19 protein-coding genes and 2 pseudogenes are annotated in these 18,301 nt (G+C 68.6%); 10 read left to right on the top strand and 11 right to left on the bottom strand.

The features are described 5' to 3' along the window. From BMW28_RS12530 to BMW28_RS12480, 11 genes are all read right to left on the bottom strand, one after another. A partial coding sequence (locus BMW28_RS12530) for a transposase (RefSeq protein WP_143280606.1) occupies positions 1-259 on the bottom strand: 259 nt, incomplete at its 3' end. Between the two features lie 168 nt (positions 260-427). Then, positions 428-1,921, bottom strand: coding sequence for a cryptochrome/photolyase family protein (locus tag BMW28_RS12525; RefSeq protein WP_091818443.1), 1,494 nt, complete (start codon positions 1,919-1,921; stop codon positions 428-430). Between the two features lie 7 nt (positions 1,922-1,928). Next, a complete protein-coding gene (locus BMW28_RS12520) occupies positions 1,929-2,618 on the bottom strand; it encodes a glutathione S-transferase family protein (protein ID WP_091818442.1) in 690 nt (229 codons plus the stop codon). Beyond that, positions 2,615-3,094 carry a nuclear transport factor 2 family protein gene (locus BMW28_RS12515; RefSeq protein ID WP_091818440.1) on the bottom strand — a complete coding sequence of 160 codons (480 nt, stop codon included), beginning with the start codon at positions 3,092-3,094 and terminating at the stop codon, positions 2,615-2,617. Before BMW28_RS12515 ends, BMW28_RS12520 begins: the two co-directional genes overlap by 4 nt. A gap of 3 nt (positions 3,095-3,097) precedes the next feature. Beyond that, a complete protein-coding gene (locus BMW28_RS12510) occupies positions 3,098-3,880 on the bottom strand; it encodes an SDR family NAD(P)-dependent oxidoreductase (protein WP_091818438.1) in 783 nt (260 codons plus the stop codon). Between the two features lie 4 nt (positions 3,881-3,884). Continuing rightward, positions 3,885-4,421, bottom strand: coding sequence for a DUF3833 domain-containing protein (locus BMW28_RS12505; RefSeq protein WP_091818436.1), 537 nt, complete (start codon positions 4,419-4,421; stop codon positions 3,885-3,887). Beyond that, positions 4,418-5,731 carry an MFS transporter gene (locus tag BMW28_RS12500; protein WP_091818434.1) on the bottom strand — a complete coding sequence of 438 codons (1,314 nt, stop codon included), beginning with the start codon at positions 5,729-5,731 and terminating at the stop codon, positions 4,418-4,420. Before BMW28_RS12500 ends, BMW28_RS12505 begins: the two co-directional genes overlap by 4 nt. Further along, entirely contained in the window at positions 5,728-6,291 is a 564-nt protein-coding gene (locus BMW28_RS12495; protein ID WP_234970152.1) for a chalcone isomerase family protein, read from the bottom strand. Before BMW28_RS12495 ends, BMW28_RS12500 begins: the two co-directional genes overlap by 4 nt. Before the next feature lie 61 nt (positions 6,292-6,352). Beyond that, positions 6,353-7,591 carry an SAM-dependent methyltransferase gene (locus BMW28_RS12490; protein ID WP_091818430.1) on the bottom strand — a complete coding sequence of 413 codons (1,239 nt, stop codon included), beginning with the start codon at positions 7,589-7,591 and terminating at the stop codon, positions 6,353-6,355. Between the two features lie 2 nt (positions 7,592-7,593). Beyond that, a complete protein-coding gene (locus BMW28_RS12485) occupies positions 7,594-8,406 on the bottom strand; it encodes a DUF1365 domain-containing protein (protein WP_091818429.1) in 813 nt (270 codons plus the stop codon). Then, complete coding sequence (locus BMW28_RS12480) at positions 8,403-9,707, bottom strand: NAD(P)/FAD-dependent oxidoreductase (RefSeq protein WP_091818426.1); 1,305 nt, start codon at positions 9,705-9,707, stop codon at positions 8,403-8,405. Before BMW28_RS12480 ends, BMW28_RS12485 begins: the two co-directional genes overlap by 4 nt. 120 nt (positions 9,708-9,827) lie before the next feature. Between BMW28_RS12480 and BMW28_RS12475 the strand changes: the two genes are divergently transcribed. The 10 genes and pseudogenes from BMW28_RS12475 to BMW28_RS12435 form a co-directional block, all read left to right on the top strand. Continuing rightward, on the top strand, positions 9,828-10,802 hold the full coding sequence (locus BMW28_RS12475) for a MerR family transcriptional regulator (RefSeq protein ID WP_091818424.1): 975 nt from the start codon (positions 9,828-9,830) through the stop codon (positions 10,800-10,802). An 18-nt stretch (positions 10,803-10,820) separates the two neighbouring features. After that, positions 10,821-11,423: a lipocalin family protein gene (locus BMW28_RS12470; protein WP_091818422.1), complete on the top strand. Its 603-nt coding sequence runs from the start codon at positions 10,821-10,823 to the stop codon at positions 11,421-11,423. 38 nt (positions 11,424-11,461) lie between these two features. Continuing rightward, complete coding sequence (locus tag BMW28_RS12465; RefSeq protein ID WP_091818421.1) at positions 11,462-13,009, top strand: cryptochrome/deoxyribodipyrimidine photo-lyase family protein; 1,548 nt, start codon at positions 11,462-11,464, stop codon at positions 13,007-13,009. A gap of 3 nt (positions 13,010-13,012) precedes the next feature. Next, entirely contained in the window at positions 13,013-13,174 is a 162-nt protein-coding gene (locus tag BMW28_RS12460) for a DUF2256 domain-containing protein (RefSeq protein WP_091818419.1), read from the top strand. Beyond that, positions 13,171-13,611, top strand: a pseudogene (locus tag BMW28_RS13205) (deoxyribodipyrimidine photo-lyase); the annotation flags it as partial. The gene BMW28_RS12460 and the pseudogene BMW28_RS13205, both read left to right, overlap by 4 nt. A gap of 97 nt (positions 13,612-13,708) precedes the next feature. After that, entirely contained in the window at positions 13,709-14,479 is a 771-nt protein-coding gene (locus BMW28_RS13200; protein ID WP_234970153.1) for an FAD-binding domain-containing protein, read from the top strand. Further along, on the top strand, positions 14,476-16,017 hold the full coding sequence (locus BMW28_RS12450; RefSeq protein WP_091818417.1) for a cryptochrome/photolyase family protein: 1,542 nt from the start codon (positions 14,476-14,478) through the stop codon (positions 16,015-16,017). Before BMW28_RS13200 ends, BMW28_RS12450 begins: the two co-directional genes overlap by 4 nt. Positions 16,018-16,034: 17 nt before the next feature. Next, a complete protein-coding gene (locus BMW28_RS12445) occupies positions 16,035-16,733 on the top strand; it encodes an SDR family NAD(P)-dependent oxidoreductase (protein WP_091818415.1) in 699 nt (232 codons plus the stop codon). Between the two features lie 37 nt (positions 16,734-16,770). Continuing rightward, on the top strand, positions 16,771-17,673 hold the full coding sequence (locus tag BMW28_RS12440) for a TIGR01777 family oxidoreductase (protein WP_091818414.1): 903 nt from the start codon (positions 16,771-16,773) through the stop codon (positions 17,671-17,673). Positions 17,674-17,994: 321 nt separating this feature from the next. Further along, positions 17,995-18,301 (top strand): annotated as a pseudogene (locus tag BMW28_RS12435) (transposase); the annotation flags it as partial.

The following is an 18,301-nucleotide window of genomic DNA, read 5'->3' as shown; positions in this document are numbered from 1 at the left end:
CCAAGATGTCTCGTTCCATCTGAACCTGGCGCAACTGTCTGCGCAATCGCACCAACTCTTCACGCTCCGCCGTCGTCAACCCCTCCTTGCCGGGTAAAGGCTTGCCACTGTCGATGGCCGCCTGGCCCACCCAGTTGGTGATGGATTGCGCAGTGACGCCGAACTCACGCGAGAGCTCGGCGGGCGAGCGGCCAGCTCGAACGAGCTCGACCATCTGCTGCTGGAATTCCGCCGGGTATGGCGGTCGTACTTTGGACATCTTCGACTCCTTGGACACAAAGCATGATGTGTCCACGGAAGCGGGTCAACTCCAGTACAGCGCAAAAAAGCCGCGTAAGCAGGGAGCTAAGAACTCCACAAAACAGGGGCAACATCAGTAACGGAGGTGACGTAATTCCATAGTTCTGAGCCCTCATGAAACTTCACTTTATGAAATAGGCGAAAAACGCATCAGTGTGCGCTCGCGTGCCCTGGCGTGATCGACGACAGGCTGCGGGTAGTCCACCCCCAGCCGCAGACCGCAGGCCGCGAGTTCGACCGGCTTCATGGCGGCGGGAAAGTGGATGTGCGCATCCGGCACTCGGGCCAGTTCGGGCAGGTAGCGGCGGATGAACTGCCCGTCCGGATCGAAGCGTTTGGACTGCGTGATGGGGTTGAAGATGCGAAAGTAGGGCTGCGCGTCGCAACCGGTAGACGCGGCCCACTGCCAGCCGCCGTTGTTGGCGGCCAGGTCGTAGTCGTTCAGGTGCTGGGCAAAAAAGCGCTCGCCGCGGCGCCAGTCAATGCCCAGATCCTTGGTCAAGAAGCTCGCCACCACCATGCGCAGGCGGTTGTGCATATAGCCGGTCTGCAAAATCTGGCGCATGGCGGCATCGACCAGCGGGTAGCCGGTAAGCGCCTCGCACCAGGCCTGCCACAGTTCAGGGGCCTCGTCCCACTGCACGCGGTCGTATTCGGGCTTGAAGGACTGGGTGACCACCTGCGGGTGATGCCACAGGATCATGAAATAAAAGTCGCGCCAGGCCAGCTCGGACAGCCAGGTCTGCGCGCCCGCGCTGCCTTCGCTTGCCTGCTGCGCCGCCAGCGCCGCCAGCTGACGGATGGACACGGTGCCAAAGCGCAGGTGCACCGACAGGTAGGACACGCCCTTGCGCCCGGGGTAGTCGCGCGCCTCGTGATACGCCGCCATGCGTGGCGCAAAGTCGTGCAGCAGCTGCTGCGCACCGCGCATCCCGGTGGGTAGAGGCAGCGCGTGCAGGTTGGTGGGGGTAAAGCCCAGGTCTGCCAACGTGGGCAGGCGCTCGCCCGCGGGGGGCGGCGCCAGGTGGCAGGCGTAACGTTCAACGGGATAGGGCTTGAGCTGGAAGGCATCCAGCCGCTGCAGCCAGGCGCGCTTGTAGGGGGTAAACACGCTGTAGGGCCGGCCCTGCTGGGTCAGCACCTCGTCACGCTCCAGCAGCACCTGGTCTTTGTAGTCGCTAAAAGCGATCCCCAACTCGCCCAAGGCCTGGGCCACGCGCTGGTCACGTTCCAGGGCCTGGGGCTCGTAGTCGCGGTTGGCCAGCACCTCCTGCACGCCCAGCGCCTGCGCCAGTTGCACGATGCACGTCAGCGACGGGCCGTGGCGCACGATGAGCCCGCCGCCGGGCGCGCCGCTGCGTGCGGCCAGCTGCTGCAGGCCGTCGTGCAGCTCCAGCACGCTGGCGTGGATGAACTCCACGCGCCGGTCGCAGCGCGTGGGCAGCGCATCCAGGATGTCGGTGTCGAACACGAAGGCGCAGTACACGCGCTCATGGCGGCGCAGCGCGTGGTAGAGCGCGGCGTGGTCGTGGCAACGCAGGTCGCGGCGCAGCCACACCAGGGCGCTGTGGGCCGTAGCCGCCACGCTGTTGCTGCCCGCAGGTATTTTTTTTATCGTCATGGGCAGTTCACGAGGACATCAACACCGGCCCGCCCTTTTGCAGCGCACGCTGGTAGGCAGGCCGTGCCTGCAGGCGCTGGCGGTAGGCGGCCAGATGCGGCCAAGCCGCTTCGTTGCCGCCCCGGGCCAGGGCTGCCTCCACGGCAAAGCTCATCTGAAAGTCCGCCATGGTGAGGTGCTCGCCCGCAAACCAGGGGTGCTGCGCCAGGTGCGCCTCCATGAAAGCCAGCGCGGTCTGCACGTTCGGCGTGATGAGCTTTTGCTGCACCTTGGCACACAAGGCGCGGGCCACGGGCCGCACCAAGAACGGCATGGGCTGGCGCGGAATGGAGTCGAACACCAGCTTCATCACCAGCCAGTTCATCAGCGAGCCCTCGGCGTAGTGCATCCAAAAGCGGCACTGGCGATGCGCTGCAGTGCCGCGCGCGGGCTCCAGGTGGGCAAGCTCTGCCGGCGCCTGGGCGCCAAAGCGCTCGGCCAAGTATTCGATGATGGCGCCGGACTCGGCCACCACGGTGTCGCCATCGGTCACCACTGGCGATTTGCCCAGGGGGTGGATACGCTTGAGTTTGACAGGCGCCAACCGGCTTGCCGGGTCGCGCCGGTAGAGGCGGATGTCATAGGGCACGCCCAGCTCCTCCAGCAGCCAGAGGATGCGCTGGGAGCGCGACATTTCAAGATGGTGAACGGTGATCATGGTGCGGCCTTGTGGGTGGCGGAAGCTGCCTTGCGCAGCCAGCGCATCAGAGTGCCGAGCAGTGGCAGTTTTTCGTACAGCTCTTCGGCGGCATCCCAATAGTCGCGGTGCAGCGTTACGCGCCCCTGGGTGTCAAAGCGCACCAGGGTGGCGCCGCGGATGCATTGCGTCACCTGAGGCCGCCAGCGCCGCATACGAAAGTGAAATTCCCAGGCCAGAAACGCCTGCTTGCCCTGCACGAGGTGCTGCGTGACGACGAAACGCGGCTGCTCCAACGTGTCAAACATGTGCGCAAACACCTGCGCAATGGCGGGTACGCCGCGCACGTCGTTGAAGGGGTCTTTGAACTGCGCGTCGGGCGCGTAGTAGTCGCCCAGCCGCGCCAGGTGCGCGGGGCTAAGCTGCTCGTACAGCGCAATCAGTCTTTGCACGGCGGCGGGGGTGTCGGGGCACGAAGCGGCGGGAGAGGTCTGCATGGGTCAAAGGCCGGTGAAGCGGTGCACCAGCGGGAAATACCAGCGGTACGGCAGGCAGCGCATGAACCTGAGCACACCCGTGAAGCGCTTAGGGAAATGCGATTCAAACGCCCCCCGCTCCCAGCCGCGCACGATGGCCAGCGCCGCCTGTTCGGGTGTGATGAGGGAAGGCATGGTGAACTGGTTTTGCGCCGTGAGTGGTGTATCGACAAAGCCCGGGTTGACCAGGCTGACGCCCACGCCCTTGGGCCGCAGGTCGAGGAACAGGTTTTCGGCCAGGTTGATCAGCGCCGCCTTGGTGGGCCCGTAGGCCAGGCTTTGCGGCAGGCCGCGCCAGCCGGCAACGCTGGCCACCAAACTCAGGTGCGGCGCGCGCCCGGCGCTGGCGGACTGCAAGAGCGCGGGCACCACCGCGGCCAGCACATGCAGCGCGCCAGCGACGTTCACGCGCTGGTGCTGCAGCAGCTCGGGCAAGTCCAGCGCGTCGGCCGCCATGGGGCGGTAGTAGCCGGCGCAATAAAAAACCAGATCCAGCGGCCCGCCCTGCAGCAGCTGCTGCGCAGCGCTGGCCGTGGCCTGGGCGTCGGTCACGTCCAGCGCCAGCGCCTGGCTGCCGGGGTGCTCGCGCACGAATGCGTCCAGCAGGCCCTGCTGGCGCGCCGACACGCACACCTGCGCCCCGCGTGCGTGCAGCAGCGCGGCCACGGCACGCCCAATGCCGGTGGACGCGCCCACCAGCCATACGCGCTTGCCGTGCCAGTCGGTGATGCGGGGGTTCAAAGGCATGGGCTCATTCCTTGGTGAAGGACAGCAGCACCTCGCCTAGCGTGATGCCGAACTTGCTCATGGTGGCGCGGTTGAGCATCACGCGCTCATCGACCAGGAACATCCAGTCGTCGAACTGCACCTCGTACTCCTTGCCGTCCACCGGCAGGCGCAGGGTGTAGCCCCAGCGGAAGGCGTTGCCGGACTCCTGCCCGGCGGCCTCGCCCACCACGTCGTCAGCGCGGCCGGTGTAGCGCCCGCCCTCGTGCTTGGTCAGGTGCCAGACGCGCCGGGATGTGCTGCCGTCGGAATAGCTGAAGGCTTCGTCCAGCACGCCCTGGTTGCCCTCCCACCGGCAGTCCATGACCACGGTGAAGCGGCGCACCACCTCACCGCCGCGCTTCTGAAAGATGCCGTGGGCGCGGATGCGGCCATTAAAGTAGCGATCCAGCTGCAGCGTGGGGCGCTGCTGGGCGTAGTCGCTCACCTGCGGCCCGGCGCAGCCCGCAAGGACCGCCGAGGCTGCGAGCAGGGTCAAAAAAACATGGCGGCGTGTGTTCATGGTGTCACTCCTGGGGGGTGGTCTGGAGAATCGATCAGCAGCCAGTGCAGCAACGACGCGGCCACCAGCTTGAGCGCGCAGGGCAGCAGCGCGTAGACCCAAGCCAGGTGCTGCAGCGCATAAAAATCCTGGCTGCCGGGCGTGTAGCCCAGCCATTGCAGGAGCGGCAGCGTGGCGCCTGCGGCCAGCGCCAGGTTGAGCTTGGTGGCCAGGTTCCACCAGCCCAGGTAGGCGCCGTCGTGCACGCCCTGGGCGCCGTGGCGCTCGATCAGCAGGGCCAGCAGCGCGCCGGGCACGGCCAGGTCGGCCCCCAGCGCCATGCCGGACAGCACGCAGATCACGCCAAAAGCCAGCACCTGGCCGCCTTCCAGGCCCGCCGCCCAGCCAAAGCCAGCCACGGCCAGCAGCATGCCGGCCAGCCAGGCGCGCTCCAACCCAAAGCGCCGCACCACGCGCAGCCAGGCGGGCATGGACAGCGCACCACTGACGAAATACAGCACTAGGAACAACGCGATCTGCGGCTGCGTGGCCAGCAGACGATCCTGGGCGAAGAACAGCATCAGCGCGGCTGGTATGGCGCTGGCGATGCCGTTGCACAAAAACACGGTCAACAGGCGGCGGAATTGCGCTTCGGCCAGTGGCTGCCGCAGCGCAAGACTGGGTTGCTGTCCCCTATCGCGTAGCGCAGCCGCCACCGGCGGACGCGGCGCGCGCCACAGCGCCAACCAGCCGGCCAGCAGTGCCAGCGCAAACACGGCCAACATATTGCCCGCGCCCCAGGCCACCGACAGTGCGCTGGCCGTGACCACGCCCAGCAGCCCGGCCCCCTCGCGCCAGGCCACGATGCGGCTGCGCTGCAAGGCGTCGCCCCCCAGGCGCACGCCCCAGGCCTGGTGCGCGATGACCAGCAGGCTGTGCGCCAGGCAGGTGAACAGCAGCCCCGCCACCATCCACACCGCCAGCGCCGCTTGACCCTGCACGCGGGGGAAGAACAGGCCCGCCAGGCCCAGCGCCAGCAGCAGCGCCGCAGCCCCGGCCACCCACAGCACGGCCTGCGCGGTGCGGCGGTAGAGCCAATCACTCAGGCGGCCCAGCATCGGCTCAGCACCGGCATCCATCAGCCGCACCAGCATCAGCAGCGCGCCCACGGTGACCAGCGACAGGCCCAGGTCACTGGCGTAGTAATGCGGCAGCACCACGTACAGCGGCAGCGCGGCAAAGGCCAGCGGCAGGCCCAGCAGCCCGTAGGCCAGGCCGGCGCGCCAGGGCAGCACCTGCGCGGCAGTCCAGGGGAGGTGGGCACGGGTCATGGCCCGCTTTCTGATCTGCGCGCCAGCAAGGCGCTGCGCAGGACGGGCTCGGAGGTGCGCGGCGACAGCCAGATGGCGAAAAAGCGGCGCGCCAGCTCGGCATCGTCAGTGGCGCCCAGCGGCTGCTCGCCGCGCCAAAAACGCATGCCCTGGCCGGGTTGGTACAGGCCGGTCAACCGGTCGCCGGACTGCACGTCGGGCAGCAATGCGGTCAACACTTTCAGCCAGCGTTGCGCCTGCGCGGGCGTCAGCTCACCCTGGCGCTCGATCTCGTCGATGGAGCGCTGCGCGATGGCCGCGCCCTTGAAGGCGCGGTGGTAGCTCAGCTCCAGCGCCAGCGGGTAGTCACCAAAGTCGGCCGCCTTGAATTGCGGGCCCACCCAAAGGCGGGCGTCATAAATGCGCAGCCCCAGAAAGCGCATCTGCCCCTGGCCCAGCAGGGCTGCGGCGGGCAGCGCCTGCTGCACAAAGGTGGGCGGGGCGGCTGCGCCATCGGCCGCAGCGGTGGCGCTGGCGACGGCGGCCCCCAAGGCCACCGCCAGCACGCCCACGCGGGCCATTCGGTTTAGCGATGAAATGAGGCTGTAAGGCATATGCAGCAAGCGCCAGAAGCTATGGTTTTTACTCTTTCGCCAAGGTGTACTGCACCACGTCGATGTTGCGGCTGTCGAAGGCCGCCTCGCAGTACGCCAGGTAAAACTCCCAGGTGCGCAAGAAGGCCGCATCAAAGCCCTGGGCCAGCACCTGGGCGCGCCGCTCGGTGAACTGGCGGTGCCAGCGGCGCAGGGTTTCGGCGTAGTCGGGGCCGAAGGCGAATTCCTCCACCACGCGCAGGCCGGCCTGCTGCGCGGCGGCGCGAAAGCGCGCCGGGCTAGGCAGGCAGCCGCCGGGGAAGACGTACTGTTGGATGAAGTCCGTGCCCTGCACGTAGCGCTCGAACAGCGCGTCGTCGATGACGATGCTTTGCACGCAGGCACGCCCGCCGGGCTTGAGCAGCCGCGCCAGCGCTCCAAAGTAGCTGGGCCAGTAGGCCTGGCCCACGGCTTCCACCATCTCGATGGAGCAGATGGCGTCGAACGGCCCGTCCTGAATGTCGCGGTAGTCCTGCAGGCGCAGATCGGCCTGCGGCGCCAGGCCCGCGGCCAGCAGGCGCGCCTGGGCAAACGCCAGTTGCTCGGTGGATAGCGTCACGCCCGTCACATGGGCCTGAAACTCGCCCGCCGCCATCTCGGCCAGCGCGCCCCAGCCGCAGCCAATTTCCAGCACGCGGCTGCCGGGCTGCACGCCGGCGCTGTGCAAGGCGCGGCGCACTTTGGCGTGCTGGGCGGCGGTCAGGTCGCCCGCCAGGTCGCCCTGGAACCAGGCGGACGAATAGTTCATGCTCGGGTCCAGCCACAGCTGGTAGAAGGCATTGCCCAGGTCGTAGTGGGCGTGGATATTGCGGCGGCTGCCCGCGCGGCTGTTGCGGTTGAGCAGGTGGCGCAGCCGGTAGGCCAGGCGCCCCCACCAGGCGCCGTAGACCAGGGATTCCAGCGCGTCGCGGTTGGCCATCAGCAGGCGCAGCAGGTCGGCTAGGTGGGGCGTGCTCCAGTCCTGGGCGATATAGCTCTCGGCCAGGCCGATGTCGCCCGAGCGCAGCACTGCGCCAAACACGCGCCAGTGGTGCAGGTGCAGGCTGGCGTGCGGGTAGCCGCCCTGGCCCGCGCCCTGGCCCACTTGCAGCGTGCTGCCGTCGGGTAGCTCCAGGTGCAGAGTGCCGTGCTGCAGGCGCTGCAGCAGGCGCAGTCCGCTGCGCGCGCTGGCGGGCGCACTGGCGGGCAGGGGCAGCGAGAACGGGTTTGTCGTCGTGGTGGTGTTCATGGTCAGTGCTCGGATGAGGATGAACGGGAAACGGGCAGCGCCGGAGCGGCGGGCTTGGCGTGGAACGGCACGTGCTTGAGCCACAGCAGCAAGGCGTTCCAGAGAATGCGGGCCATCACGCCCAGCGTCAGCAGGGGGTAGCGCCACAGCGCGCGGCGGCGGCTGGCGGGGGTAAGGGGCTCCAGCCGCCCGGCCATGCCGGTGAGCAGCACGGGGCCTTCGGCGTCGTGGTAGTCGATGCGTACCCGCGCGGAGCCCAGGCCTTCGGGTCCGCTGCGGCGGAACTCGAAGCGGTAGCCGCCCTCCACCGCGCAAAACGGCGACACATGAAAGGCCTTGCGCGCCTGCAGCTCCTGGCCGTAGCGCGGCTGGTCGAGCAGATAGGCGTGGCGCTCGCCAAAGGTGTTGTTCACCTCGGCCACAATGGCGCGCAGGCTGCCGTCGCTGCGGTGGCAGTACCAAAAACTCACCGGCTTGAAGCTGTAGCCCAGCACGCGCGGGTAGCACTGCAGCCAGATTTCGCCCTGCGCGTCGGTAATGCCTTCGGCGTGCAGCAGTGCCTCCAGCCAGGCGAGTGCGCCGCCGTGGCGCGGGTCGCTGCCGTCGCCATGGTCGGCATCGCGAAAGGCCAAGACCCCGGCGCGGTTGAGGGCCAGCACCCCCGCCGCCCGCGGCTGCGCGCGCAGCATGCGCATGGGCAGCATGAGGAAGAAGGTGGGCACGCTGAAGCGGTGCTGGCGCGGGCGCAGCCGCGTGTGCCACACATGGCCGAAGCCGATGTGCGGCACATGGCCGGGGGCGGCAGCGGGGGTCATGCGGCCTTCCTGCGCTGCATTTGCGCCAGCAGCGCATCGGCGGCGCGCCAGCCGGACTGTAGGCCGTCTTCATGAAAACCGTAACCCGTCCAGGCACCGGCAAACCAGGTGTGCTGCGCGCCCTGCAGCTGCGGCACGCACTTTTGTGCGGCCATGGCCCCCAGGTCGAACACTGGGTGGTCGTAGTCAAACTCACCCAGCACCTGCGTCGGGGCAATGTCGTGCAAGGGGTTCAGCGACACCAGCACCGGCTGCGCAAAGGGCAGCGGCTGCAGGCGGTTGAGCCAATAGTGCAGGCAGACGCGGGCCGATTCTTGTGCGCCGCTGGCCGCGCGCTCGTAGTTCCACGCCGCCCAGGCGGCACGACGCTTGGGCATCACGCGCGTATCTGTGTGCAGCACGGCACGGTTGGGCTGGTAGCGGATGGCGCCCAGCACCTGCTGCTCCAAAGCGCTGGGCTGGGCCAGCAGGCGCAGGGCCTGGTCGCTGTGCACGGCCAGCACCGCGGCGTCGAAGTGTTCGCTGCCGGCGCTGGTCTGGATGAGCACGCCGGCGGCGTTGCGCTGGATGCGTTCTACTGGCGTTGCCAGCCGCGCGTCCAGCCCTTGCACGATGGCATGGACGTACTGGCGCGCGCCGCCCGCAACCGTGTACCACTGGGGCCGGTTCTGCACCTGGATCAGGCCATGGTTGTGGCAAAAGCGCACCATGGTGGCCACGGGAAAGCGCAGCATCTGGTCCGTCGGGCAGCTCCAGATGCAGCCCAGCATGGGCAAAAAGTACCAGTCGCGGAACGCAGCGCCAAAGTCGTGCTGATCAAGAAACTCGCCCAAAGGCTGGGCCAGGGCGTGGTCTTCACCGCGCTCCGCCAGAGTGGTGCACAGGCGGTTGAAGCGCAGCAGCTCAGCCAGCATGGCCAGAAAGCGCGGGCGCAGCAGGTTGCGCCGCTGGGCAAACACGGTCGCCAGGCTGGAGCCGCTCCACTCCAGCGCGTCCGCACCCAGCGCGCCCGCACCCGGCACCTGCACCGAGAACGACATGTCCGACGCCGCCGTGGGCACGCCCAGTTCTTGCAGCAAGCCAATCAGGCCGGGGTAGGTGCGCTCGTTGAGCACCAGAAAACCCGTGTCCACCCCGTGCGTGACGCGCTGGCCCTGGGCATCGGGCAGCGTCACGTCCACCGTGTGGGTGTGGCCGCCAAAGTAGCTGCCGGCCTCGAACAGCGCCACCTGCGCGTGCGGGCGCAGGCGGTGCGCGGCCGCCAAACCCGAGATTCCTGATCCGATGACTGCGACTTTCATGGGCCTGATTCCAATCTGCGGTGCTGTGGAGTGCAGCCCTGGCGCTACACATATTGCGTATTGTACTAGACAAAATTATCTTTGTCTTAGACAATTAACGCAACCCATCCTCATTTGTCTATGAGCATCCCAACTCCAGCACCGTCTTTTACTGCAGCCCCCACGGGCGATGCAGGCCTGCCGATTGCCGCCGTGGAGCGCGAAACAGGCCTGGGCAAAGACACCTTACGCGTGTGGGAAAAGCGCTATGGATTCCCTGCGCCCACGCGGGATTCGGCGGGTGACAGGCTGTACAGCGCAGCCCAGGTGCAGCGGCTCAAGCAAATCCGCCGGCTGCTCGATGGCGGCCTGCGGCCAGGCAAGGTGGTGGGCCTGGATGACGCCCAGCTGGGGCAATTGCTGGAAAGCCAGGAACCGGCCACCACAGCCTTTTTGTCCAAGACGCACAAACAAGACTCTCTCCACTCGCACCTGCTGGAGGAACTGCTCAACGCCATCGGCACGCACAATCCGCGCGCGCTGCGTCACGGCCTGAGCCACGCCCAGCTGCGCATGGGCCTGGGGGCTTTTGTCACCGATCTGGTCGCGCCTTTGACAACTGCGGTGGGCGACGCCTGGGCGAAGGGCCGCTTCGAGATTTACGAGGAGCACCTGTACACCGAGGTCATCACCGGCGTGCTGCGCCATGCCATTTCCACGCTGGCGCCGCAGCCCGTGCCGCTGGGCCCCAAGGTGCTGCTGACCACGCTGCCGCAAGAGCAGCATAGCCTGGGCCTGCTGATGGTGGAAACCCTGTTGGCGCTGGAGGGCTGCACCTGCGTGTCGCTGGGCACGCAAACGCCGCTGACCGACATTGCGCAGGCCGCGCGGGCCCACCGCGCCGACGTGGTGGCCCTGAGCTTCAGCAACGTGCACAAACCCGCCCTGGTGCAGGCCAGCCTGCGCGAGCTGCGCGCACAACTGCCCCCCGCCACCGCGCTGTGGGTGGGCGGCGCCTGCACCGCGCTGTACCAGGGGCCGCTGGCGGGCGTCAGCGCCGTGGCGCAGCTGCCTGCCCTGCAACCGCTGGTGGCGCAGTGGCGCCGCGGCCAATGAACCCCTGGAGGACTTTGTATGCACACCGCCGCCCGCACCCTGAGCAGCACCCGCTCATCGCCACTGCAGCGCCATCGCATGGCACTGCTGGCCCTGCTGCTGGCCGGATCGGCCCTGCTGCTGGCGGGCTGCGCCAACACCCGCCCGCCGCCGGGCGTGACCGCCGTGACGCCGTTTGACGTACAGCGCTACCAGGGCCACTGGTATGAGCTGGCGCGCCTGGATCACGCCTTTGAGCGCGGCATGACCGATGTGTCTGCCACCTACACCGCGCAGGCCGACGGCAGCGTGCGCGTGGTCAACCGCGGCTATGCCCCGGCCAGCGGCCAGTGGCGCGAAGCCGTGGGCAAAGCCCAGTTCACCGGCGCGCCCACCACGGCGTCGCTCAAGGTGTCGTTCTTCGGGCCGTTCTACGGCGGCTACCACGTCGCCGCGCTGGATCCGGACTACCGCTGGGCCCTGGTCGTGGGGCCCACTACGGGTTACGCCTGGATTCTGGCGCGCGAAAAGCACATCGCCCCGGCGCAGCAAAACGCCATCGTCGCCCAGGCACACGCGCTGGGGGTTGATACCGCCGCGCTCATCTGGGTCACGCACGAGCGCCAAGACCCCGCCCACTGAACGCCCCAGGCATCGCCCCCCACCCAGGCAAGCGCACCATGGCCTACACCGTCGTCTGGTTCAAACGCGACCTTCGCGTGCATGACCACGCGCCGCTGGTCGACGCCGCGCGCCAGGGCCCAGTGCTGTGCCTGTACGTGCTGGAGCCCAGCCTGTGGGCGCAGCCCGACTGCGCGCTGCAGCACTACGGTTTTCTGCGCGAAAGCCTGCGCGACCTGGCCCTGCAATTGCGCACCTGTGGCGCCACGCTGCAGCTGGCCGTGGGCGAGGTGCCCGAGGTGCTGGCGCGCCTGCACGCACTGCAACCCTTTGCGCGCCTGGCCTCGCACGAAGAAACCGGCAACGCCCACACCTATGCCCGCGACTTGGCAGTGGCGCGCTGGTGCCTCCAGCACGGGGTGGGCTGGCAAGAGTGGCCGCAGTACGGCGTGGTGCGGCGCCTGCCATCGCGTGACCGCTGGCACGCGCGCTGGCAGACCTTCATGCAGGCCCCCTGCCTGGCGCCCCCGCCGCCCGCCAGCCTGCAGGCCCTGGCCCTGCCCTGGCGCGATGCTTGGCCCGTGCCCGAGGCCGTCGGCCTGCTGGACCCGCACGACCCACCCCTGCGCCAGCGTGGCGGGCGCACCCCAGGCCAGGCGGTGCTGCACGAATTTTTGCAGCAGCGCAGCGCCGGGTACCGGGGTGGCATCTCCTCGCCGTTGACAGCGCCCACCGCCTGCTCGCGCCTGTCGCCCTACCTGGCCCTGGGCTGCCTGGGCATGCGCGAGGTGGTGCAGGCCACGCAGGAGCGGCAGATCCAGCTCAATGCCGACGACGAGCCGCTCGCCCCACGCCAGCGCCAGGGCCTGGCGGCCTTCATGAGCCGCATGCACTGGCACTGCCACTTCATCCAAAAGCTCGAATCCGAGCCCGAACTGGAATGGCGCAACCTGCACCGCGGCTACGACGGCCTGCGCGAAGACGACTGGAACCCCGCGCATTTTGAAGCCCTGCAAGCGGGCCGCACCGGCTGGCCCATGGTCGATGCCTGCGTGGCCATGCTGCGCGCCACCGGCTGGCTCAACTTTCGCATGCGCGCCATGCTGGTATCGGTGGCCGCCTACCCGCTGTGGCTGCACTGGCGCCCCGTGGGGCTGTGGCTGGCGCGCCAGTTTCTGGACTACGAGCCCGGCATCCACTGGAGCCAAATGCAAATGCAGGCCGGCACCACGGGCATCAACACCACGCGCGTCTACAACCCCATCAAGCAAGCCCAGGACCACGACCCCGAAGGCGTTTTTGTGCGCCGCTGGCAGCCCCACCTGCGCCACGTGCCAGACGCCTGGCTGCTGGAGCCCTGGCGCATGCCGGCCGACGTGCAAGCACGCTGCGGCGTGCTGCTGGGCCGAGACCTGCCCGAGCCACTGGTCGACCTGGCCGCCGCCACCCGCGCCGCCAAGGCCAGGGTGCATGCACTGCGCGCCAAACCCGCGGTGCGCGAAGCCAAGGCCGCCATTGTGGAGAAGCACGGCTCGCGCCTGCTGCGCCGCGGCAGCAAGGGCCACGCTGCCAGCGCGCCCGATCCACAGCAAAGCCTGGAGTTTTGAGCCATGCACCACAAGCCGCACCTGCCACAAAAACCCTGCCTAGTCTGCGGCCGGCCCTTTGCATGGCGCAAAAAGTGGGCGCGCGATTGGAATGCGGTGAAGTATTGCTCCGAGCGCTGCCGACGTTCCGCTGGCAAGCCGGGCAACGCGCGGGGAAGCCCATGAGCCCGGTGATTTTCTGGTTCCGCAATGACCTGCGCCTGCACGACCAGCCCGCTCTGCACGCCGCCCTGGCCCACGGCGCGCACCAGCTGCTGCCCGTGCTGTGCCTGCCGGACGCTGCGGCGCCCGGCCCCTGGGGATTTGCCCGCATCGGCCCGCACCGCCGTGCCTGGCTGTCGTCCGCCATCCATGGCCTGCGCCAAGCGCTGCAGCAAAGCGGCTGCCCGCTGCTCGTATGCCCTGGGCCTGCGCCCAGCGTGCTCCCCGCCCTGGCCCGTGCCGTAGGCGCCAGCGCAGTGCTGTGCCAAGCCATTGCCGCCCCTGAGGAGCAGGCTGAGGTGAACGCGCTGCGCGCGGCTGGCCTGGCCGTGAACCCTGTCTGGCACAGCAGCCTGCTTGAACCCACGCAGTTGCCCTTTTTTGTGCAGCAGCTGCCACCCGTGTTCACCCCTTTTCGCCACGCGGTGGAGCAGGCCGGCCTGCAGCCACCCACCCCGCTGCCGCCGCCCACCAGCCTGCCCCCCCTGTCCGCAGGGCGTGCCCGCAGACTGCCTGCAAGGCCAGGACGAGGCCCTGGCGGCCTTTGCCGGCACGCCCCCCCTGGCCGATGCGCGCAGCGCCTTCCCCTACCAGCGCCCGCCGATCCACGGCGGCGAGATAGCCGCACTGGCGCACCTGGAGCAGTACCTGGCGCGCGGCCTGCTGCACAGCTACAAGCGCACGCGCAATGGTTTGATGGGGCTGGACTATTCCGCCAAATGGTCACCCTGGCTGGCCACCGGCGCGCTCTCGGCGCGGCAGGCGCTGGCGAAGCTGCGCGCCTGCGAGGCCGCCCCGGGCGCAAGCGATGGCAGCTACTGGCTGTGGTTCGAGCTGCTGTGGCGCGACTACTTTCGCTTTTTGCACCTGCAGCATGGCCGCACGCTCTACCGCGCCCAGGGGCTGGGCCCCGTGCGCACCACGCCGCACGACAGCGCCCGCTTCGCCGCCTGGTGCGCGGGCCAGACCGGCCAGCCCCTGGTGGACGCCGGCATGCGCGAGCTGGCTGCCACCGGCTACCTGAGCAACCGCCTGCGTCAGATCACAGCCAGCTATCTGATCCACGACCTGCAGTGCGACTGGCGCGCGGGTGCGGCCTGGTTCGAGCACCAGCTGCTGGACTACGACGTCTACAGCAACCAGGGCAACTGGCTGTACATCGCCGGCCGGGGCACCGACCCACGCGGTGGTCGCCGCTTCGACCCTGTGCAGCAGGCCCGGGCCTACGACCCGCAGGGCGCCTACCAAGACCTGTGGAGCCGCCCATGACCGCCGCCTGCCACACCCTGCGACTGGTGCTGGGCGACCAGCTCAACCCCGGCCACAGCTGGTTTGCCCAAGCGGACCCGCAGGTGGTCTATGTGCTGATGGAGGTGCGCCAGGAGACTGACTACGTGCTGCACCACGCGCAGAAAATCCTGGCCATCTTTGCCGCCATGCGCGACTTTGCGCGCCAGCTACGCGATGCCGGCCACCGCGTGCGCTATGTGGCGCTGGATGACGCCAACAACCGCCAGTCCATCCCGGACAACCTGGCCGCCCTGGCCGCGCACTACCGTGCCGAGGCCGTGCAATGGCAGCAGCCCGACGAATGGCGGCTCGATGCCCAGTTGCGGGACTGGGCAGCAACGCAGCCCCTGACCTGCGAGACGGTGAACAGCGAGCATTTCTTGACCGCCCGGGGCGACCTGGCCGCCCTGATGCAAGGGCGCCGCCAGTGGCTGATGGAGCACTTCTACCGCCATATGCGCCGCCGCCACCAGGTGCTGCTGGACGCCCACGGCCAGCCCGAAGGCGGGCAGTGGAACTTTGACCACGACAACCGCAAGCCCTGGCCGGGCACCCCGCCCGAGCCCGCCGACTGGCGCCCGCAGCACGACCACAGCGCCCTGTGGGCCATGATCGAGCGGGCCGGCGTGGCCAGCTTTGGTGCGCCGCAGGCCGCCGCGCTGCGCTGGCCGCTGAACCGCGCTGAGGCCCTGGCATGCCTGGACGCCTTCATCACCACCGCGCTGCCGCACTTTGGCGACTACGAAGACGCGCTGGCCGCCCAGGCGCCGCGCCTGTTCCATTCGCTGCTGTCGTTTGTGCTGAACGTGAAGATGCTGCACCCGCTGGAGGTGCTGCAGCGCGCCGAGGGCGCGTGGCGCAGCGGCCAGGCCCCGCTGGCCGCGGTGGAGGGGTTCGTGCGCCAGATTCTGGGCTGGCGCGAATACGTGCGCGGCATCTACTGGGCGCATATGCCAGGCTACGACGCGCACAACGCGCTGGGCCACCACCAGCCGCTGCCGCACTGGTTCTGGAGCGGCGACACGCGCATGCGCTGCCTGCACGTGGCCATCACTCAGTCGCTGCAGACGGCGCACGCGCACCACATCCAGCGGCTGATGGTGATCGGCAATTTCGCGCTGCTCGCCGGGCTTGCGCCGCAGGCGCTGCACCGCTGGTACCTGGGCATCTACATCGACGCCTTCGAGTGGGTGGAGCTGCCCAACACCCTGGGCATGAGCCAGCGCGCCGACGGCGGCGTGATCGCCACCAAGCCCTATGTCAGCAGCGCCGCCTACCTGCAGCGCATGGGCGACTACTGCCGCGGCTGCGGCTACGACCCCAAGCAAAAGACCGGCGCGCGCGCCTGCCCCTTCAACGCCCTATACTGGGACTTTTTTGCGCGCCACGCCCCGGCGCTGCAAGCCAACCCGCGCCTGGCCCTGGTGTACCGCCAGCGGCAGAAGATGGCCGAGCCCCAGCAAACCGCCCTGCGCGCGCAGGCCACGCAGCTGCGCCAGCGGCTGGAAACCCTTTGACGAAAGGCCCCACCCGCATGCAATCCCTGCCCGACGGTTACCGCGCCCTAGTGCTGGGCGCCACCGGCGCCATTGGCGGCGCGCTGGCCGCGCAATTGCGCGCCGACCCGCGCTGCGCCGCGGTGCGCACGCTGGCGCGCAGCAGCACGCCGGCGCTGGACTTTGGTGCGCCCGACAGCATTGCTGCGGCGGCGCAGGCCCTGCAGACGCAAGGCCCCTGGCACCTGGTGCTGGTGGCCACCGGCATGTTGCAAGGCGCCACGGGCCACCCTGAGAAACGCCTGGCCGACCAGAACGCCGCGCACATGGCCGCCAGCTTCAGCATCAACACCATCGGCCCGGCGCTGGCGCTGGCCCATTTTGCGCCGCAGCTCGCGCGCGGCGAGCGCAGCGTGTTTGCCGTGCTGTCGGCCAAGGTGGGCAGCATCGGCGACAACCGCCTGGGCGGCTGGGTCAGCTACCGCGCGTCCAAGGCCGCGCTGAACATGGTGGTCAAGACCGCCGCCATCGAACTCGCCCGCACCCACCCGCAGTGCGTGCTCGCTGCGCTGCACCCGGGCACGGTGGATTCGGCGCTGTCGGCCCCGTTTCGCGGCGCGCAGATCGGGCGGCCCGCGCAGGATGCGGCGCGCGACCTGCTGGCGGTGCTCGACCACCTGCGCCCAGAGGACAGCGGCGGCTTCTGGGCCTACGACGGCCAGCGCCTGCCCTGGTGATGGGGCCATCAACACACCGACGAGAGGACAACCCACTATGCGCATTCTACTTACCGGCGGCACGGGCCTGATTGGCCGCGCGCTCTGCCAGCACTGGAGCCAGCAGGGGCACGCCCTCTACGTCTGGAGCCGAAGCCCCCAGCAAGTGCCCGCCTTGTGCGGCGGCGCGCGCGGCATTGCACAGTTGCAAGAACTGGACGGCGGCCCACCGCTGGACGCCGTGGTCAACCTGGCCGGTGCGCCCATAGCCGACCGCCCCTGGACGCAGGCGCGCCAGGCCCTGCTGTGGCGCAGCCGCGTGGGCTTGACGCGCAGCTTGGTGGACTGGATAGGCCGGCAGCCCGTGCCGCCGCGCGTGCTGCTGTCAGGCTCGGCCGTGGGCTGGTATGGCGACGGTGGCCAGCAATGGCTGTCCGAAGACAACGCACCCGGCAACACCGACTTTGGCAGCCGCCTATGCGTGGCCTGGGAACAAGAGGCTGAGCGCGCGCGCCAATGGGGCGTGCGCGTCGCGCTGCTGCGCACCGCCCCAGTGCTGGCGCCGCAAGGCGGCATGCTGGCGCGGCTGCTGCCGCCGTTTCGCCTGGGCCTGGGCGGCAGGCTGGGCAGCGGCCAGCAATGGATGCCCTGGATCCACCTGGACGACCAGGTGGCGCTGATCGACCACCTGCTACAGCACCAGGACGCCAGCGGCCCCTTCAACGCCTGCGCACCCGAAGCGGTGCGCAACGCCGACTTCACCCAGACCCTGGCGCACACCTTGCACCGCCCGGCGATATTGCCCGCACCCGCCTGGGCGCTGCGCCTGGCGCTGGGTGAAATGTCGGTGCTACTGCTGGGCGGCCAGCGGCTGGTGCCGCGCCGCACGCAGGAAGCGGGGTTTTCTTGGCGCCACCCGCTGCTGCCAGCAGCCCTAGAGCATTTGATACAAAAGCAATAGCCGGGTGAGTGGCGCCGCCGCTTTCTCACGGCTTGGCCGCGCATCAAGCCGCCTGGCTTCGATGCTTGGCCAAACGCCTCTGAACTTACTACCTCTGTTGCTGCGAGGCGGGATTGCGGTAAGGACGAGTTTAGGAAGCTCTGCATAACTCCACGCGCCGCAACTTCTGGCGACCTTGGGTGGTCTGCAGCGTTGCAAATCCTCGCAATTGTATTGACCCAGCCCTTTCTGCACAGATCAGGCTGCTAAAGCATAAGCCTCAGCGGGGGTCTGAACCGCCCCGGGTTTCGAGGAGGCCCCAACTCTTGAGAAGATGGAGCCATGAACAAGTCCAACAAGTTTTCCCCGGAAGTGCGCGAGCGCGCTGTGCGCATGGTGCAGGAGCATCGAGCCGAGTACCCTTCGTTGTGGGCAGCTATCGAATCGATTGCGCCGAAGATTGGCTGTGTGCCGCAAACCCTGCACGATTGGGTCAAGAGAGCCGAGATCGACGCTGGCCTGCGTGCGGGTACCACGACCTCGGATGCGCGACGCATCAAGGAACTGGAGCGCGAAGTCAAGGAGCTGCGCCGTGCCAATGAGATCCTCAAAACTGCCAGTGCGTTTTTCGCGCAGGCGGAGCTCGACC

Source organism: Allobrachymonas denitrificans DSM 15123 (genome assembly GCF_900110225.1).
Lineage (GTDB): Bacteria > Pseudomonadota > Gammaproteobacteria > Burkholderiales > Burkholderiaceae_C > Brachymonas > Brachymonas denitrificans.
The sequence above is the reverse complement of the archived record's forward strand: the minus strand, read 5'-3'. Positions and strand labels throughout refer to the sequence as shown.

What these genes read in the sequence shown, in the direction of transcription:
- BMW28_RS12520 (WP_091818442.1), bottom strand. Translation starts at nt 2,618, where the DNA reads ATGATCACCGTTCACCATCTTGAAATGTCGCGCTCCCAGCGCATCCTC.
- BMW28_RS12505 (WP_091818436.1), bottom strand. Translation starts at nt 4,421, where the DNA reads ATGAACACACGCCGCCATGTTTTTTTGACCCTGCTCGCAGCCTCGGCG.
- BMW28_RS12440 (WP_091818414.1), top strand. Translation starts at nt 16,771, where the DNA reads ATGCGCATTCTACTTACCGGCGGCACGGGCCTGATTGGCCGCGCGCTC.
- BMW28_RS12515 (WP_091818440.1), bottom strand. Translation starts at nt 3,094, where the DNA reads ATGCAGACCTCTCCCGCCGCTTCGTGCCCCGACACCCCCGCCGCCGTG.
- BMW28_RS12450 (WP_091818417.1), top strand. Translation starts at nt 14,476, where the DNA reads ATGACCGCCGCCTGCCACACCCTGCGACTGGTGCTGGGCGACCAGCTC.
- BMW28_RS12470 (WP_091818422.1), top strand. Translation starts at nt 10,821, where the DNA reads ATGCACACCGCCGCCCGCACCCTGAGCAGCACCCGCTCATCGCCACTG.
- BMW28_RS12445 (WP_091818415.1), top strand. Translation starts at nt 16,035, where the DNA reads ATGCAATCCCTGCCCGACGGTTACCGCGCCCTAGTGCTGGGCGCCACC.
- BMW28_RS12525 (WP_091818443.1), bottom strand. Translation starts at nt 1,921, where the DNA reads ATGACGATAAAAAAAATACCTGCGGGCAGCAACAGCGTGGCGGCTACG.
- BMW28_RS12465 (WP_091818421.1), top strand. Translation starts at nt 11,462, where the DNA reads ATGGCCTACACCGTCGTCTGGTTCAAACGCGACCTTCGCGTGCATGAC.
- BMW28_RS12495 (WP_234970152.1), bottom strand. Translation starts at nt 6,291, where the DNA reads ATGGCCCGCGTGGGCGTGCTGGCGGTGGCCTTGGGGGCCGCCGTCGCC.
- BMW28_RS12475 (WP_091818424.1), top strand. Translation starts at nt 9,828, where the DNA reads ATGAGCATCCCAACTCCAGCACCGTCTTTTACTGCAGCCCCCACGGGC.
- BMW28_RS12485 (WP_091818429.1), bottom strand. Translation starts at nt 8,406, where the DNA reads ATGACCCCCGCTGCCGCCCCCGGCCATGTGCCGCACATCGGCTTCGGC.
- BMW28_RS12500 (WP_091818434.1), bottom strand. Translation starts at nt 5,731, where the DNA reads ATGACCCGTGCCCACCTCCCCTGGACTGCCGCGCAGGTGCTGCCCTGG.
- BMW28_RS12510 (WP_091818438.1), bottom strand. Translation starts at nt 3,880, where the DNA reads ATGCCTTTGAACCCCCGCATCACCGACTGGCACGGCAAGCGCGTATGG.
- BMW28_RS12490 (WP_091818430.1), bottom strand. Translation starts at nt 7,591, where the DNA reads ATGAACACCACCACGACGACAAACCCGTTCTCGCTGCCCCTGCCCGCC.
- BMW28_RS12460 (WP_091818419.1), top strand. Translation starts at nt 13,013, where the DNA reads ATGCACCACAAGCCGCACCTGCCACAAAAACCCTGCCTAGTCTGCGGC.
- BMW28_RS12480 (WP_091818426.1), bottom strand. Translation starts at nt 9,707, where the DNA reads ATGAAAGTCGCAGTCATCGGATCAGGAATCTCGGGTTTGGCGGCCGCG.